This is a genomic window from Verrucomicrobium sp. BvORR106, assembly GCF_000739655.1.
GTDB lineage: Bacteria > Verrucomicrobiota > Verrucomicrobiia > Verrucomicrobiales > Verrucomicrobiaceae > Verrucomicrobium.
The window spans coordinates 26,556-43,779 of sequence record NZ_BATR01000112.1 but is presented as its reverse complement, the minus strand read 5'-3'; the positions used below and the strand labels follow the sequence as shown (position 1 = coordinate 43,779).

General features: G+C 56.9%; 16 protein-coding genes. 2 read left to right on the top strand and 14 right to left on the bottom strand.

What is annotated here, in order from left to right; genetic code table 11:
* Positions 1-11: 11 nt before the first annotated feature.
* A complete protein-coding gene (locus BV106_RS19765; protein ID WP_038167465.1) occupies positions 12-1,646 on the bottom strand; it encodes a c-type cytochrome in 1,635 nt (544 codons plus the stop codon).
* 44 nt (positions 1,647-1,690) lie between these two features.
* The gene (locus BV106_RS19760; RefSeq protein WP_038167463.1) at positions 1,691-2,602 is read right to left on the bottom strand and encodes a TIM barrel protein; all 912 of its coding nucleotides are present in this window, start codon (positions 2,600-2,602) and stop codon (positions 1,691-1,693) included.
* A 192-nt stretch (positions 2,603-2,794) separates the two neighbouring features.
* On the opposite strand from BV106_RS19760, the gene BV106_RS35885 reads away from it, so the two are divergent.
* On the top strand, positions 2,795-3,883 hold the full coding sequence (locus tag BV106_RS35885) for a L,D-transpeptidase family protein (protein ID WP_051946078.1): 1,089 nt from the start codon (positions 2,795-2,797) through the stop codon (positions 3,881-3,883).
* Positions 3,884-4,275: 392 nt separating this feature from the next.
* On the opposite strand, the gene BV106_RS19750 is transcribed toward BV106_RS35885, so the two are convergent.
* The 3 genes from BV106_RS19750 to BV106_RS19740 are packed head-to-tail and all read right to left on the bottom strand — an operon-like array spanning position 4,276 to position 6,671.
* Positions 4,276-5,037 (bottom strand): MBL fold metallo-hydrolase, encoded by a 762-nt coding sequence (locus BV106_RS19750; RefSeq protein WP_038167461.1) that lies wholly within the window; start codon positions 5,035-5,037, stop codon positions 4,276-4,278.
* 21 nt (positions 5,038-5,058) lie between these two features.
* On the bottom strand, positions 5,059-5,742 hold the full coding sequence (locus tag BV106_RS19745; protein ID WP_265595867.1) for a hypothetical protein: 684 nt from the start codon (positions 5,740-5,742) through the stop codon (positions 5,059-5,061).
* Positions 5,743-5,780: 38 nt separating this feature from the next.
* A complete protein-coding gene (locus tag BV106_RS19740) occupies positions 5,781-6,671 on the bottom strand; it encodes a DUF4034 domain-containing protein (protein ID WP_038167456.1) in 891 nt (296 codons plus the stop codon).
* A 933-nt stretch (positions 6,672-7,604) separates the two neighbouring features.
* On the opposite strand from BV106_RS19740, the gene BV106_RS19735 reads away from it, so the two are divergent.
* Positions 7,605-8,987: a GH1 family beta-glucosidase gene (locus BV106_RS19735; RefSeq protein ID WP_265595866.1), complete on the top strand. Its 1,383-nt coding sequence runs from the start codon at positions 7,605-7,607 to the stop codon at positions 8,985-8,987.
* A 37-nt stretch (positions 8,988-9,024) separates the two neighbouring features.
* Here BV106_RS19735 and BV106_RS19730 read toward each other — a convergent pair whose 3' ends face one another.
* The 9 genes from BV106_RS19730 to BV106_RS19690 form a co-directional block, all read right to left on the bottom strand.
* Complete coding sequence (locus BV106_RS19730; RefSeq protein WP_051946077.1) at positions 9,025-10,365, bottom strand: phospholipase D-like domain-containing protein; 1,341 nt, start codon at positions 10,363-10,365, stop codon at positions 9,025-9,027.
* Between the two features lie 256 nt (positions 10,366-10,621).
* The gene (locus tag BV106_RS19725; protein ID WP_038167454.1) at positions 10,622-11,656 is read right to left on the bottom strand and encodes an alpha/beta hydrolase; all 1,035 of its coding nucleotides are present in this window, start codon (positions 11,654-11,656) and stop codon (positions 10,622-10,624) included.
* 80 nt (positions 11,657-11,736) lie between these two features.
* Complete coding sequence (locus BV106_RS19720) at positions 11,737-12,249, bottom strand: cytochrome P460 family protein (RefSeq protein WP_038167453.1); 513 nt, start codon at positions 12,247-12,249, stop codon at positions 11,737-11,739.
* 22 nt (positions 12,250-12,271) lie between these two features.
* Positions 12,272-13,012: a 3-oxoacyl-ACP reductase family protein gene (locus BV106_RS19715; RefSeq protein WP_051946076.1), complete on the bottom strand. Its 741-nt coding sequence runs from the start codon at positions 13,010-13,012 to the stop codon at positions 12,272-12,274.
* A gap of 44 nt (positions 13,013-13,056) precedes the next feature.
* The gene (locus BV106_RS19710) at positions 13,057-13,644 is read right to left on the bottom strand and encodes a TetR/AcrR family transcriptional regulator (protein ID WP_038167451.1); all 588 of its coding nucleotides are present in this window, start codon (positions 13,642-13,644) and stop codon (positions 13,057-13,059) included.
* Between the two features lie 84 nt (positions 13,645-13,728).
* On the bottom strand, positions 13,729-14,562 hold the full coding sequence (locus BV106_RS19705; protein ID WP_265595865.1) for a hypothetical protein: 834 nt from the start codon (positions 14,560-14,562) through the stop codon (positions 13,729-13,731).
* Positions 14,563-14,590: 28 nt separating this feature from the next.
* On the bottom strand, positions 14,591-15,217 hold the full coding sequence (locus tag BV106_RS19700) for a hypothetical protein (protein ID WP_265595864.1): 627 nt from the start codon (positions 15,215-15,217) through the stop codon (positions 14,591-14,593).
* Positions 15,218-16,008: 791 nt separating this feature from the next.
* A complete protein-coding gene (locus BV106_RS19695; protein WP_265595863.1) occupies positions 16,009-16,512 on the bottom strand; it encodes a DUF1629 domain-containing protein in 504 nt (167 codons plus the stop codon).
* A gap of 76 nt (positions 16,513-16,588) precedes the next feature.
* Positions 16,589-17,113 (bottom strand): AHH domain-containing protein, encoded by a 525-nt coding sequence (locus BV106_RS19690; protein WP_038167443.1) that lies wholly within the window; start codon positions 17,111-17,113, stop codon positions 16,589-16,591.
* Positions 17,114-17,224: the final 111 nt, after the last annotated feature.

The following is a 17,224-nucleotide window of genomic DNA, read 5'->3' as shown; positions in this document are numbered from 1 at the left end:
ATCCAGCTCCTTCAGATACGTCCACAGCTGCTCGATCTCCTGGTCGGCCTTTTCCGCCCCATAAAGAGCGGCGGCATCAGCGTGCCGGGCTGCGTGACTTGGGGATTGATCAGGAGTTCTTTGAAATACTCTGGTGTCAGACGGTGGACCGTGTGGGTGAGATTGATCACCGGCACGCCGAGCGACTTGCGATCCTTCAGACCGTGACAGGACACACAGCCCAAGCCCCCGGTCCCTACGCCCATGAGACCGCGCCCCAGCTCAGAGCGGTGATGCTTGAGCAGACCGCTGGTATCAATCGCGATCGGCTTCTCGGGCTTGGCTGATTCCTTGAGGGCGGGCAGGAAGCCCACGCAGTTGTCCTGGCCGAACCGGGGCATGCGGGTGGTCATGTAGTTGCGCACTCCTCCCCCGGTACCCCAGAGCAGTTTGGCAAACCATTCATCCGTCAGCTTGCGGCCGGCCACGTCCAGCTTGGGCGGCAGGCGGCCCAGTTCCCCCAGGGAATGCGCCGCCGCATCATACACCGTCAGGTACTGCGCGCGGGGCTCCTCCAGCCCGCCGGTGCCCCGCCACTCGTGGCAGGCGTAGCAGTTCATCTTCATGAGGAAGGCGTCCACGGTCTGCAGCGTGGACCGCGGCGGTGGCGTGGTGCCCTGCACGTCTTTCAGCGCCAGCAGCATTGCGCGACGCTGCAGATCACTCATGCCGTAGTCCGGGATGCCCGCCTTCTTCGTGGTGGAGAGACACCCCTGCGTCACCTGCACCTCTTTCAGCGGCTTCACCCGGGGCAGCGGCTCCACCTTGCCAGCATCATGGCAGGCCGTGCAGCCCTGGGCCACAAACTGCTTGCGCCCCTCCTCCGGGGTTTGAGGAGGCAACGCCAGCAGCGTGCGCTCCATGGTGTTCGAGGGTTCGCGGTTCAACTGCAGGTACGCGGCCACGTCGGCCGACTCCTGGTCGGAAAGCTCCGTGGCAGGCATGCGCCCGGCGTGGCGGATGCTCAGGGGATCCTGGAGGAAGGCCGCCAGGGCGTGAAAGTCGTACTTGTCTGCCAGCAGCAGGGGCACCGAGGGCAGCCCTGGCTTCTCCACATCCAGCCCAGGCGGGGCCTCGATGGGTTTGTAATCCGTGAGCGCTGCGGGCTCATGGCAGGCCACACAGCCGATCGTGTGGTAGAGCTGGCGTCCACGCTCCACGTCTCCTTGCGGAAATTTCTTGGGCTCCTTCTTCAGGCTGGCGAGGTACACCGTCAGCGCCTCCACCACCTTTGGATCCCGATCCTCGCCGGCGAACAGACCCGGCATGAGGGTGCCCTTCTTGCGATGTTGGGGGCTCCGGATGAAGAGCCAGAGTTCGTCGGCGCTCAAACGACTGCCGACTCCATCCAGCGCCACTTTGGGGCGCGTTTCCAGGCGCTCCTCCCAGCCCTTCGGCGCAGCATGGCAGCCGGTGCAGTTGAACTCCTGGAGCAGCAGCATCCCGCCCTGCGCAAGATGATCCTCATCATCCTCCGCGGAGTAGAAGCGGTCAAAGCCCGCCACGAAGGGGTACTCAACGGGATCCGCCTGCCCTGGATGGGCGGCGGATTTACCGGCGAAAGCCAGACAGAGTGCCAGAGGGGTGAGAAAGCGCAGCAAGGGCATGCCGGGACTGGGAAAGTAATGAATGCAGGAGCCAGAGGGCTGGCCTACGCCTTGGCGAGACAGTTCTCCAGATAGGTCCGGGAGTGGTTGATCTCCGCCGTCGTTTGCTCCGCCGTCGGCAGGATGGGGATGCCCCGCGGCGTGGGATGCATGAAGACCTGCGTGTACCCGGCAAACCGGATCTCCTTGAGCGCCTTCACAATGGGAACGAAGTCCAGCTTGCCCCGCCCGGGCAGCTGCTGCAGTTCCTCGTCTTTGGGCATCGGTTTCATACAACCCATCCCATATTCCCAGGCCAGGAACACAGAGAGTTTACTACCGAGTTCACGAACCAGGCTGGCGATCAGCTCCGGATCCTGCGGCAGGTGGTAAGGAGCGAGTTCGATGCCCAGAGGAAGTTCTTTGCCAAACTCTGCCAGCCACCGGATCGAATCAGGCGCGTCGATGAGGTTCTTGATATGGTTCTCGATGACAATGGTGAGCCCCAGCTCCCCTGCCTTTGCCAGATGAGGCTTCAGTTTCTCCACAAACTCCTGCACCGCCTTTTTCAGGTCTGGGCCGGTCAGGCCTACGGGGCCAGAGCCCCCGGTGACCAGCACTTTGCCGCCGAACTTCTTGAGCACCAGCATCTCATCCTGAAGCTTGAACGGACCCAGGTCGTAGCGGGTGATGCAGTCCAGCTTCACCTTGTGGGTCTCCAGCAGAGCCGCCACCTTCTCATGCCCCAACTCGTCCATCTGCTCCCGCTGAGTACCGTGTTTGCGCGGCCACACATCCAGGCTGCTGGCCCCCGTCTTGGGTGTCTCCGCGATCACCACCTCCAGCGGCAGATTGCCATACATGGCAGAGCTGTTGAGGTACTTGAAGGCAAACGGCGCCTCCGCACCAGGCGCAGGGGATATGGCGAGGGCGGCGGTGCCCAGCGTGGCGGTTCGGAGAAAATTGCGGCGTTTCATGGGAGTCTTGATCAATCAGGGGCAACTGAGGAAATTGGGAGAAAGTCTAACGCCGACCCAAGCCGTAAACTTTTCCGACTTTTTGTGGCTTTTGAACCCTCCATTCTTCCGTCGCCGTCGAATAGAGACGAGACACTGCTTGCAGATCGATTTTTTTCTCACATTGTCCCTCACCCCCACTTACGGCGATTCATGAAACCGCTCTCTCTCGCGGCCTTGTGCGTGCCCCTTCTTGCGATCTCAAGCCTGAAGGCGGAAGAATTGCTGTCGATGGAGACCAGCACCCGGCATTCCAGTGCCGCGACGGAGCTGCCCAAGCCCACCGCGATCACAGAGTTACCGACCACTGTCGCCCCGGCTCTGCCTTCCAGCGCGGTCCATCAGGTGCCCGGCCAGCCCGGCATCTATGAGGCAGTACTCGCTGGCGATCAGGAACTGGTGGCTGGTCTGCTGAACGAGGGCTACTCCCCCAACGAGATCACGCCTGAGAAGGACACCCCCCTGTGTCTGGCCCTTCGCTCGGGTCAGCCCGCTATGGCGATCTTTCTGCTGCTCCACGGAGCCGATCCCAATATGGCGGGGGCAGATGGCCAGACTCCCGTCGCACTAGCGTCCCTGCGCCGCCACCCCTTCCTCCTGAAAGCCCTGCTGGCCGCCGGCGGCAACCCCGGCAAGCCCTTCGCCTACCCCGTTTCATCAGAGATTATCAATTCGGTCTCCGATGAATTCCTGCGCTGGCAGCTGAAGCGGGAGAAGAACATCACCCCGCTCATGGCATCCTCAGGCCGCGGCGATGTGGAAGCTGTCGCCCTCCTGTTGGAATACGGTGCCAACAAGCAGGCGCACACGATGCCCAGCTACCGGTACGCGATCAACTTCGCCGCCGACCAGCGCTTCCTGTACGTCATGCGCATCCTCTTGGGCCGCCAACCCGAGTCCGAGCCCCACATTCTGGTCACCGTGGATCTCAGCAATCAAAAGGCCTGGGTGGAAATTGAAGGCGTGCGCCAGATCGACACCAAGATCTCCACCGGGCGTGCCGGCTATCGCACCCCTGCCGGTCGCTACGTTATCACCAACAAGTATAAGGACTGGACCTCCACCATCTACAAGGTCCCCATGCCCTACTTCATGCGGCTGAACTGCAGCTCCATCGGTCTGCACAGTGGCTACGTGACCGGCCGCCCCGCCTCTCACGGCTGCATCCGCCTCCCCTACGAAATCGCCAAGAAAGTCTTTGGCATGGTCCGCGTGGGCGACGAGGTGCACATCATTCCGTAAGGGATTGGCCTTCGGCCGTGCTTGAAGCAAAGAAAGCTGAGCGCTGCCCTAAGCCACCTCGCTCAACCAACACCTGATTCCGCGCAGCGGAATTTTGGGACTGCGGTGTGAGGTGGACCGCTTTCGGGAGTCCTGTGTGAAGCAGACACCGCAGAAGCGGGAACAGCGCCGCAGGAATCACCGCTCCCAACTCACGAACACCCGAAGCAAGGTAGTTACGTGCATCAGGGCATCTGACGCCAAAGGCGTCAACCATTCCAGCCCAGGTAAGGCGAGGCACGAGCCACCACCCTGGGTACATCACCAAGGAGATCGGAACTCCGCAGTGAGTTCTACAAACCGTGTCAGCCCCCTCCCGGGATGATCACAGCGAGGACCGCGCCTATCCGATATCACACCATCCCAGCCGGAAACTCACCAAAGTCGTGGTAGCCCACCATATCAATCTCCGCGGCATGTTCCCTTACCAGGCGACGTAGCTCCGACAAACTCGCCCGCCGCAACGCGTCATCCTCTGCCCGCATCGCCGCCAACGCGGATACCGGATGATCATCCGTCGAGAGCTCCGCCTTCAGGTAATAAGCATCGCCTACATGCAAGAGCCACCGCTCCCCCTCGTGAACCGCCACCCCGCAATGTCCTAGAGTGTGCCCAAAGAGCGGTACGAGGTAAATCTCGCACCCCGGCACCAAAGCCAACGGCCGCGCCTCCAACCCGAACCAGCGAACAGATGAGCCCCCGTGCGCAGCCCATCGGGGCCCATGCGCAAACTGATCCGCAGAGTATCGTCCGCAGTTGGACTCAATGGCAGCCAACTCTTCCACCGAGACGTGCACCCTGGCCGAGGGGAAATCCGCCAGCCCTCCCGCGTGGTCCTGATCACCATGTGTAAGAACAATGTCCGTCACATCCGCAATCTTGAAGCCACGCTTTTCCACCTGCCGCGCCGCCGTCAGTTCCTCATGAAACTGAAACCCTGCCGCCTCAATCGCAAACTGGCCGATCCGTTCCACAGGATGTTTGATGTCCTCCAGACCGATCCCGGTATCCACCAGCACCAACCTGCTTTCATGCTCAATCAGCAGACAATGACATGAAGCCTTGGGACTGGGTGGGGCATGCAGAATGCCGCAGTTGAGGTGGTGGATTTTCATGGTTGGGAGGTGCGCATCATCTCATCGCTTCGGTGACTTGCTCTCATCCAGTCGCTCTGAGCTCTTGGAGCTTTGGCTTGCCGGATCCAACCCCAGCCGCTTCTTCAAGATATGCTCTTCCAATCCAACATTGTATGATTTCTGGATATCACTCAAAAGATCAAGGTGGCTAGCATCACCGAGTTTGGCAGCAAGGCGAGCGATGCACCGAATGTCCACACTTTCAAGACTACCCTTGTCCCTTTTATATAGCTGAACGGCCGCATCAAGGATCCGCCTTGCCCAGCTTACCTCAGAGTGATTGTACACCCAATCGATCACGCCTGAGCGATCATTGAAATCCCTGGGTTTCACCAACAATCCCGCACAAACATCCGCCGCCGCCGCGCGGGTCAGGATATCTTGATCAATAAGCTCCTGCCACGGGAAATTGACCTCAAAGATAGAATTTAGCCTGTAAGCATACAGCTCACGCAGCTCTTCTGAATTGTCTGGCAAATCACGAAGCCGCTCCTTGTTCAACTCGGGCAAAAGTTGCACAATCCTCTCCCTGTATTGACGTCGCTCGTAGCGCTCCCGCTCTTCTGCGCTCCTTTCCGAAATGGGGATTTCCCCCAGATCCCGCAGGCGATCCTGAATGGACTGAGCCGGGAGAACCGACACCGCAGCAGCCAAAAGCGAAAGAGAAACAATCGTTCGTCGCATGCAACACACTCTCGTACTTGCTCTTACCCCTCGCACATTCACCACTTGCCCGTACGAGCCCACTTGCGGTAGTGCACAAAGCTCTCTTTAGACGGCCAGATCTTGCCTTCCTCCAAGTAACGGTCGCCGAGTTCCTCAAAGTACGCTTTGGCAGTCTTGTTGTCGTTGGCACAGGTCGCCAGCAGCGCTCCATAGCTGAGGATCTCCACCGACTCAGGATACTTCTTTTTCAGGATCTCGATTCCTTCTTTGGTTTTGGGCCATGACGCTTTCGATTCCCTGAAGAGGTTCTCGTGGAAGTCCACCAGACGCATCACGATGCGCGCGTACACTTCCGCACCCAGACCGTCTGGACGTGCTGCCGCCTTGGCAGCAAACGCCTCCCACTCTCCTGGCTCTCCGTACCACCGGGGCAGCAAGGAGTAGGCCCGGGACGCATCATAACCCCAGAAGGTCGGCTCAAACGCATACGCTTCGTCCATGAGCTTCTCGTAGCCAGCCTTATCCAGGCCGACTCCCAAGGCGACCTGCAGGGCGACGGAATACAGCACGGGATCTTTCTCTGGAAGCTTGCGCGCATCGACGAGGACCTTGTTCGCCTGAGAGAGTCGTTCTTTCATCAGCCTCCAGCCTTCAGGGGTAACCGTGTCGGCATAGCCGGTGCCACGCGCGTGCCAGGCGTAGTCCACAAGAAAGTCCGCATAGGCGATGCGGGCGGTCACAGAGCTCGGGAAGGCCTTCTGCCACGCCTGGAGGGCATCTTCCGTTACGTTCCAGAGTCCTTGTGCGTCTCGGTTCTTGCGCTCAAACGCAAAATAGAATTGCGATATTTTCCAGGTCCCGTTCGCGAACACCTCCTTGCTGGCTCGCGCAGCAGCCGCTTCCTTCTCCAGTTCGTCAAACTTCTGAGCATACAAGAGCTCCGCCATCTGCTTGCGAAAGGCTACAGCCTTCTCCCCTCCCGGATCGGTTGCAGACTGAAGACGGATCGCATCAAGGGCTTCCTCCTTATCAATGCTTTCGGCGATCTCCTTCCGATTCGATCCACGTGATGATGAACTTGACGAAGATTCCGAAGAATCGTTGGTGGAGAGCCGGAAATCACAACCTGTTAGCAAGGCGATCGGGAGTAAGGCGAGGGCAGCAAGACGGGATTTTGAGCGATACATGTTCGGGGATTTTGTTTTATCGGATGGTAAAGCCTGATTCAGCAACTGCACAAGTGTCAATTAAACCCGGCAATTCGTTTCGGAGAGCAAGTATTTACACAAGCCAACAGCCCGAAGAGGGCATGACTTCACACGCCGTACTCCTGCCAGGGTGTCATCCAATTGGCCCCGCAAATCATGTATCCGCCCGAGATCTGAAAAGGCCGCGTCTGATGTCATCGCAATGACAACCTACAAATCGCTGACCCTCCCATAAACAGAAACACAAAAGCCCCAGCTTTCATCCATGGAGGTGCCTCACGCAAAAGAAGCGATACGACCAAAACGGCTACCGCAAAGGAACTCAGTACGATCATCGCTTCTTTGGTAAAGGGCTTCATATGAAAACAATCCGCTACATGCCATCACGGCGAGACGGGACTTTCAGCAACGCATGTTAAAGGATTTAGTTTTGAGCGATGGTAAACCTCTTCACGCCTGAGGAACAAGCCTCGAGCGCAATCGGATTGCACGAAGTCTGTTTTTTCTGAGTACTGACCTACTACCGAACATCCAAGCACGGAATGCCAGGCAACTTGCCTCGACCAGCGCCTGCTCAATGATGCTGCACAAATAGTTTACTTCACCTCCTGTGCAAAAACTGTTCCAATGGGGAAACCATCCCACCACGACAGTGGGAGACAGATGAACCAAATGACGACGCCCTTTAGATTCCCTGACCGCTTCGTCTGGGGTGCCGCCACGGCAGCCGCCCAGATTGAAGGCGGGGCAACCGCCGATGGCCGGGGTCCCTCGATCTGGGATGACTTCTGTCGGCAGCCGGGAAGAATCCTCAGTGGTGATACCACCGCCACCGCGTGTGACTTCTACCACCGCTGGCCGGAGGACATTGCCTTGATGAAGCAAATAGGTCTCCATGCATTTCGCTTCTCCGTATCCTGGTCCCGCATTCTCCCCGAAGGCACAGGAAGCATCAACCAGGCGGGACTCGATTTCTACTCTCGCCTGGTCGATGGCTTGCTTGAGGCTGGCATTCGCCCCTACCTGACCCTGTACCACTGGGATCTGCCGCAAGCACTGCAGGTACGCGGAGGCTGGCTGAACCGGGAGATCGCCTGCCATTTCGCCGACTACACAGACCGTGTGACAAGCCACTTGGGTGACCGCGTCAAGGACTGGATCACCTTCAACGAACCACAGATCTTCATCGGATTGGGCTACTCTGAAGGCAGCCACGCTCCAGGACTCAAGCTCCCGCACCTGGAGACCATGCGGGCCGTCCATCACGTGAATCTTGCTCATGGTCGTGCCGTCCCCATCATCCGCCAGAGGGTCAAAGACTCGCAGATCGGCTTCGCCATCGCCACCAAGATTGGGATTCCCGCCCAGCCGGACGATCCTGCCTGTGTTGAAGCAGCAAGACGTCTCACGTTGGAACCCGAATGGCAGCCAGACCATGACCTCTGGCTGGACAACGTCTGGTGGCCCGAGCCGATGATCCATGGCCGCTATCCCGATGTCCTCGGTCAGAACCTACCTGCTTTTCTGGACGCCCTGCCCGCGTCCGACCTCGTGGAGATTCAGCAACCGCTCGATTTCTTTGGGTTTAACTACTACTTCGGACGCATTGTTGAAAGTGCCGTCGATCGCCCATGGAAGGTGCTTCCTGAGCGCCCTGGCGAACCCCGCACGTTGACCGGTTGGCCCTTGCACCCTGAAGGGATGTACTGGGCTTCGCGCTTCTTCCATGAGCGCTATCGCCTGCCCCTCTACGTCTTCGAAAACGGCCTCTCTTCTATGGATTGGGTTGCCCTTGATGGGCGCGTGCATGATGCCCAAAGAATCGATTTTCTGACCCGCTACCTCCGCCAGCTGCATCGCGCCCATGCGGAGGGCATTCCGCTGGCCGGTTATTTCCACTGGTCGCTTCTAGACAACTTTGAATGGAGTCGCGGCTACCGGGAACGCTTCGGCCTCATTCACGTCGACTACGCCACTCAGGTCCGCACGCTCAAGGACTCCGCACGCTGGCTCAGCGAGGTCATCCGTAGCAACGGCACTTTCCTACAACCTTGACCATAGTGGCACCAACAATACCCCACCGTTCGGCAACCTAAAGCTGGGACCGGAATGGCTTTACCACCCACTCCACGAAACGCTCCTTGATCGAGCGCTTCTTGAAATCTTCCAGGGTGTATTCTCTGGAGTTCTTGAAGTCCTCCAGGAAAACACGGTTCATCTCCGCGCCAAAACTTTCGTCATAGACTGAAATGTCAATCTCTTCATTGATGAGGGAGGACCTGGCGTCCAAGTTCGATGTGCCTACCATGGAAAACATTCCGTCCACTACCATGATCTTGGAGTGGATCATGGTTGGATTGAACTCGTAGATCTTGACCCCGGCTTTGAGCAGCTCGCCGTAGCTTCCCCGACCTGCCGCCTTCGTAGCAGGCTGGTCATTGTATTTGCCCGGCAGGATCATCCGTACATCAACTCCGCGCTTCACTGCCTCACGCAACACCCAGACTTGATCCTCGGTCGGGGTGCAATAGGGATTCGTGATGTAGATGGTCTTCTCCGCCGCAGCCATGGCCACCGCCTGGATCAGAGGCAGGGCCGCCACGGTGAATTCGTTTGAACTGGTCGCCTGCACTCTCAACGTGCCAGTCTTCTCCAGCACGGGGAAGTGATGCCCACCCGTGAGCAGCTCTTTTGTTTCGCTCAACCAGTGTTGCTGGAAGGCGCTCTGGAGCTTGGCTACGACTGGACCTTCCAGTTTTGCGTGGATCTCGCGCCAATTGTCCACTTTCGCGCCATCCCCCTGCCATTCGTCGGCGAAGCCCGCACCACCAGTAAAACCCACCTTCCCGTCGATCACAAGCACCCGACGGTGAGTGCGGCGGTTGATCCGGTCCAGGCGGAGCGCCCGGGTGGGATGATAATAGGCGAACCGGCAACCCGCGTCCGTCATCCTCTTCACATCACTGTTCTTCAGTGAGGTGCCGGAACCAATGCCATCCAGCAGAATACGAACCTCCACACCGGCTTTGGCTCGTTCATTAAATGCCTCGATGAACTGGTCTCCCACCTTCCCGGAATGAAACAGGAACGCCTCAAAATTCACGGTGTGTCGGGCTCCCCGGATGGCTTCCAACATGGGTGGAAAGATGCCATTGCCGTTATGGAGCAGAGTCACCTTGTTGCCCTCTATGGGAACGGCATCCGCTGCCGCATGTGCGGAACCAAAGAAGGCAGCGTCGTGCACGTTGAAGGTGTGACCAGGTCGGTACGGCACGTACTCACGCCGCACAAAGAGGATGGCCACGATGCACGCCGTCGCGGCCACCAGACCCAGGAGCTCTGCCCACCCACGGAGGGATAGCTTCCCCCAGCGGATGGTCGTCCAGCCCTTGAACCTACCTGCCTTACCGGTTTGAGACGATGCGCGCGACATGAGATGAATGTTAACCTTCTCCCCCGATTCGCGCTTACCCCCTCATCCGGAGGTGGAGGAAGTAGGCTCATCGTGAGGTGGTCCCGCTCAGGCCATGAGAAAAGTCGTTTCCTTTTTACACCGGCCCGGCCGGGGTACGCTTGTGAAGCGCGCCCCGCTCAGGCCGCTGCGGGCGAACACCGCAAGTAGCTGCTCTCGTCGTGCCGCCGGGGTGCGCACCCGCTCCAGACCGTCCTGCTTTTCCAGATACACAAGTCTAATATCCGTCGACCTCGATGATGGCATTCGCAAACGCCTCCGGGGCCTCCTGCGGAAGATTATGCCCGATGCCGCCTTGAAGCGTGATATGTTTGCTAGGTCCAGAGAACTTTTTGGCATACGAGGCGGGGTCTGGGTGCGGTGCGCCATTGGCGTCCCCCTCCATGGTGATGGTCGGGACTTTGATGACAGGGAATTTGGCAAGACGTTCTTCCAAATCCTTATACTTTTCCTCACCTTCGGCGAGTTGAAGCCTCCAGCGGTAGTTGTTGATTGTGATCGCGACGTGATCTGGATTGTCGAAGGCTACCTTTGACCGGTTAAAGGTAGCGTCGCTGAATTGCCATTTCGGCGATGCCGACTTCCAGATCAGACGGGCGAAGTCGCCTCGATATTTCTCGTAACCTGCGCGGCCGCGTTCGGTGGAAAAATAGAACTGATACCACCATGAGAGTTCGGCCTCCGGGGGGAGCGGCATCTCATTCGCTTTCTGGCTTCCGATGAGGTAGCCGCTCACAGAGACAAGAGCCTTGCAACGCTCCGGCCACAATGCGGCGAAGATGTTTGCGTTGCGAGCGCCCCAATCGAAACCGCCAATGATGGCCTTGTCAATTTTCAGGGCGTCCATCAGTGCGATGGTATCCATGGCGAACGCGGCCTGCTCTGCATTGCGCGGGGTGTCGTCCGACAGAAACCGTGTGGTTCCGAATCCCCGGAGATAAGGCACGATCACGCGATAACCCTTGGCCACCAGAAGTGGCGTCACCTCTGCGAAGCTATCGATGTCATAAGGCCAACCATGAAGGAGAATAACGACCGAACCATCCTGCCGGCCGGCATCGACATACCCTACATTGAGATCTCCCGCATCGATCTGTTTCAACGGAGCAAATGGGATGGGCTTCACCGGACGGTCTGACGAGATGCTGGTCGGTGATTCCGCATTTGTATATCCGGCCAAGGCAAATTGAAGAGTCAGGGTGGTGAGGACTACCGCACGAGTAAGGAGACGGAGTTGGAGGAGCTGGTTCATAGGTTTCTTTCGATGACAATGAGGTTCGAGGTGATACCCTCCCAGACGAGCCGGAGAGTGAAGATTTGTTGCCGGGATGATTACTTGGCGAATCGGGTGAAGACGAAGTCGTGGTTTTGAACTCGCGCTTGATGGCAGGAGAAGCATGACTGGTGTTGAAGCCGGTCAACAGGTTTGCCGTCAACGAATCGGCCGAAGCCCCAACCGCCGGAATCCGAATATTTTTTCGAGTCCTTGACCATGACCTGTACCGTCGTGGCCTGGCCGGGAATGGACGCCGGCTCGAATTCCGGTGACGGAACACGTTTCCACGCGAGCTTGACCAAAACGGAGCCGTCCGGGAAAGGCAGCGTCCCACTTTCGTACGCCTTGACCGCCAGCGCATTTCCGACCACTACGCGAAGTTCATTGAGAGGCTCTGCCTCGAGTGCTGGCGCGATCATTTCCCAGCGGCGGAATCCTTCGGGGAGCGCCACCCCATAAATGGGAGACGCCGCCTCCGAATTCGGTTCCGTTGCCAGAATCTGTGCGGCTAGAACTCCGACGAGGGAGATCCCTATGGCCGCTCCCAGACCGAGTTGAAATCGATTCATGTCGTCAAGAATGTGTGAGTGTTTAGAGGGCCATGCCGCCGTCGATGGTCAGACTCGATCCGGTCATGTAGCCGGACTCAGGGCTTGCGAGGTAGGATACGAGAGCCGCGATCTCATCGGGTTCACCCACTCGCTGGAGAGGGATGAGCGAAGACAAGCTATCGAGCAGGTCCTTCGTCATATCCGTGGCGATGGGACCCGGCTGGATATTGTTGATCGTGATGCCTCGTGGAGCGAGATCGACCGCGATGCCTTTCACCATGACGGCCACCGCCGCTTTCGTCATGCTGTACACACTCGCCCCGGGATGCCCGCTTCTCACCGCCGTGTTGCTGCCGATCGTGATGATCCTGCCACCGCGATGAAGATGCGCAGCGGCGGCCTGAATGGCCAAAAACACTCCGCGAACATTGACGTTCAGCATCAAGTCGAGTTCATCGAGTCCAACAGATGAAAAATCGCCGGTTCGCAGAATGCCCGCATTGACCACAACCGTGTCGAGCCGCCCGAAGCGATCGACCGTTTGCCGGACCGCATTCTGGATGTCGGCGGAATTCGCACTATCGGCTTTAATGGCCAAAGCCTGCCTTCCGATGCCCTCGATTGCAGCGACGGTTTCGATCGCACGATCAGGCGAAGAGACATAAGTCAGACTGACATTGGAGCCGTCTTTGGCCAGACGGCGGCCGATAGCAGAGCCGATGCCGCGTGATCCACCGAAGACGAGCGCTGTCGGGGTTTGTGTATGGGTTGTTGTTTGCATATTGTTATGGACTGATTGGTCAATAATAGGTCAAAAAAATAGCGTTAGAGACGTGACCTCAAGCGATTGATCGCAAACTGAGCTTGGGCCCGGAGAGTGGCAATGTCCGCCCCAACGCGTGCGCCGACTTGAAGGGCACTCAGAGTCATTTGGACGAAAGTAGCTGCCTCGTTAGGATCCATGTTCAGATCAACCTCTCCACTGGCTTGGCCATCGCGAAACGCTGCGACTAGTCGTATCTGAAGGATCGATGCAAATCGATCTCGAATTTCTGCGACTTCAGGATCGGAGTTTCCAAACTCGCAGACTGAGTTGACGCCCATGCAGCCCCTGAGCCGTGCGCTGTTATCCTCCCGAATCACGCTGAACATGACATCCTGGATTCCGTCGAGCGGTGAGGTGGATTGGTTGAGAAGCGAGACATGCCCGGAAATGCTCCGCGCACAATAGCGTTCGAGGGTTTCCAAGAAGAGCTTTCGTTTATCTCCGAAGGCATTGTAGAGGCTTTGACGTCGGATTTGCATGGCGTCGAGAAGTTCATCAGTCGACGCCTGATTGAATCCCTTCTGCCAAAAAAGCTCCAAAGCGCCCTCCAGCGCTTGCTCCCGATCAAACTCTCTTGGCCTTGCCATGGGACCAATGTTGCATTTTGGACTAATCAGTCAATAATAATTTCACGCCTTTTGGTCATCGAGATGATGCGGCGTCCGCATAGCCTATCTCGTGGCATTTTCACCCTGGGCGGATTTCACACCAGCATCTCTCCTGGCATGTTCCACAATCTTCCCACACCATTGGTGCATTGGCATTGACAGAACATAGCTGCCATCGCCCTTGTGTTTCAGTGCATAGCGCACCCGCTCACCATTCCGCCAATAGCGCTCCTCGGATTGTTCGCGAACTTCCATATCCTTCGCGACTTTCTCAAGGAATTCCCGATTCCCAGCCTCATCTACGACAACCAAATAGGTGGCAACCGCCCTGATCACCCCAGGGCTTGGCTCTTGCAACTTTCCATCCGCAAGGTCAGCCATCCAACTGCGGAGTACAGGCACGAGAACAGGTGCCACATTAGGACTGTTTGCCAAACTCCTAAGAAGCTCCTCAACCAGCAGCGTGGACTTCAGAACAAAAGTTTCATCCTTCCTCTTACGCTCTTCGAGCCCACGAACGACAAGCATGGCATACCCAAGATCCGCGGTGTCACCCATCTTCCAAACCTTGGTCTTCGCATCAAGGCTGGCTGCCCAAGCTGTTTCCCCATCGTGATGATCAAGCCGCGCCAGTACGAGGCGAACACTCCCGTCAAGATCTGCCAAAACCGATTCACTCAGTGACTCCGTCACAGCAAGCACGCTACTTAATCCGCCCAAGGATAGCCAAAGCACAGAGAGGATCAAAATGTTCCGCAAGCGATTCATTGCTGAATTGGAATAAAGCACCTTTTTGCCGATGGATTTGAAGTTCGCACTATAAACAAGTCCACAAGTTCCCTCCAAGCAAATCACTTCTGGTCTGAATAGGGAGATGCAAGAGCGGTAGTTCCGCATAGCCTGTCCTGTGGCGCTTTACTTCATGTCACTCAAGCACCTCATGGTATGGAGTGAAGCCATCGCGAGGATAGATCTCATCCGGGAAACCGTCCGAATCAACCAAATGCCTGAGCCATTGATAAAAGGACGAGGCAACCACAGTACGCCGCCCTTGTGAACTAACCATCTCACCATACAGCAAGCCATAGGTACAACGCACCACCTCCCATACCTTGTTTTGCCCATCCAGGCGAAGCCCCAGGTAGAGAGGGTCCTGGTAGCAAGCGAAGCGAAAGAAGCGCCCCTCTAGCGATGCTTCATCAACATCATCCAGATAGTCCGCAACGACTCGAGAGGTCGGGTAGAGCAGTATTGGCTCGCTACGCGTTACGATCAGACTTTCCCCATACTCTTCATGGAATTGCGCAAAGTCCTCGGGCAACTTGGTGCTCAAAGTGGATTCCAGGTCAGCGATACTGCCTCCGCCTTTGAAATAAGCACCTTGGGAGTAGAAGACGTCCCCTTCCGGTCTCGAGGTCCCTTGTAGCTCGTCGTTTGCGGCCCGGCCTGAACCGAAGTACCCAGTCATTGCAGATTCAACTGCCACCTGCGACCCGAAGAGCCTTCTGCGCCGACGGGAGAACTCCTCAAAGAATCCGAAGTCATATTTCATCTGGTGACGTGGAATGAGCAGATTGGATGCTGGCGTTAGCTCGAGTTGCCCCAAAAACTGGCTCATCAGTCTCCAGTCGCCAACAGAAGCTGCTGCAATAGCCTGTCTCCTGGCACTTCAATAGACCGACTATTTGCCCCGATCGTCTCTCGCTCTCGCAGCCCAGGCCCTGACAGCATCGAGGTGCTTAGGACTGCCCATTTTGATCGAGCATGATCCATGTGGAGAGAGGAGAACGTCATGCGATTTGGGATCAAAATTGAATACCTGCGGTTCTTGATCAGGCCAGCGAACTTCATATCTTTCAGTGCCCAAGGACCGCCAAGATCCGACGACATGCCAATTGGACAAAGGAAGGTCCACTACCTTTGATTGAGTCGCAAGAACCTTGCCCCCGGGGTAGAAAACAAGCAAGGCCTCATTCCCATCACAGTCAGCCCAAGCACCATGGATTTGATCTACGACTATCACTTGAGACGGTGATTCACCACAAAGCTTTCTGTCAGAAAGCCCGGCGCACAATGCAACCCAACATAAAATCAGCGGCAAGCGCGTTGATGCGCCTCGCCTTAGCTGAGCACGACTAGCGTCCGGTTTCTCTTTTGAATTGGGCTTCAGAAAAATAGAAGTCCGATTCTGCAACTGTCCCCCGACCTTTGTTGAGCCGATTATTGATGTAGTTGTCATAGAGTTGATTTACCTGCGCCCTGGTAAATGGCGCCGAAAATAGCCTGTCTTCTAGCATCGCAACACCGCTCCCGACAGAAGGCAGACAATATGTATTCATGAGCTCAGTCACGCGCGGTTGGTGGCGGCGAATCGGAGCTACTTATCCACACTGGAACTAAGTTGATTCCCCGAAGGTTATGCACCTTCAAAAACTCGGCGAACCTATCCGTGCAGAAAGTTTCAAACCGCCTCTCCGGAATTTTGAACACGATTCTCTCGGGAACTTTGTGCTTTAGGAACTCATACTTCTCGATTCTGATCCGCTTACCGGATTGAGCACCAATCACCCATTTGGACGACTCGGCGTCAAGGCAATCGCTGAGTCCGAGAACGTTTACAACCTCGCCTCTATTTTCCGGCCAAAACACAGGCAGCAACTCGCAGTAACAAGCCAGCTCATCTCTAATGAGCTTAGAGGCTCGACCATGAAGAACGAGATTGCCAGCACCGATATCCAGAATGTCGGGCAGGGGCGCATCAGCATTGTCCACTACAGTAGTCATCGGCTGATCCCACTGATCCGCCCTCGATGTCCCATCGAAAGCCATCAGACTGGATGCAGACATAACCGGATCGGCTAGCAGGAGGCTGCAATAATTGTCAACATCCGGTTCTATTCGGTAAATCGTCATACGTGTGCCTTTAAAAGTTACCTGATTGGCGACGGCTCTCAATGTCACTCAACATGTCATGAACTGTTCCATCTCGCTCGGCCTGACGCAATTCTCGAGTTACTTTGTCCATGCTTGAATGCGTGTGCGTCTGGTTGCGGGTCGTTTTCCCAAGAGGATTCGGCACTTTTGTGTTACTCGGGAGTCCGCCTCCGTTAATTGCATCATCCACCCCAATTCCCGCCCGATCAAGGATTCCCCTCGCCTCAGCATGACGCGGATGACCGCTCGCGACAATATGTGCCGCGTCTTCATTTGGGAGAATAGGGCGACCGGCATCTTCAAGATTCTTCCGTAGTATCGCAGAATGTTGTGCTGTCGTCTTTGCGGCCTCTTCAGCCGCCTCATCTGCATGCGAGGTCGACTCCTGCGCCGTCTTCTTTGCACTGTCACTGAGCAGATCATCCGCTTTCTTTACCGCAGCCTCTGCCACTTCATCCACCGAATTCTTGACCGACCTTTCCACCACCTCGCCAAAGGCTGCGAAGCCCCGCATAGCCTGTCTTGTGGCGTTACAGCTCAGGCCGTCGTAGTACAGACAAGGCAGGCTAACCTGTTTTTAGCAGGCAGAAACCAAGGATGTCGACGGCTCCAAGATGCTTGCGCA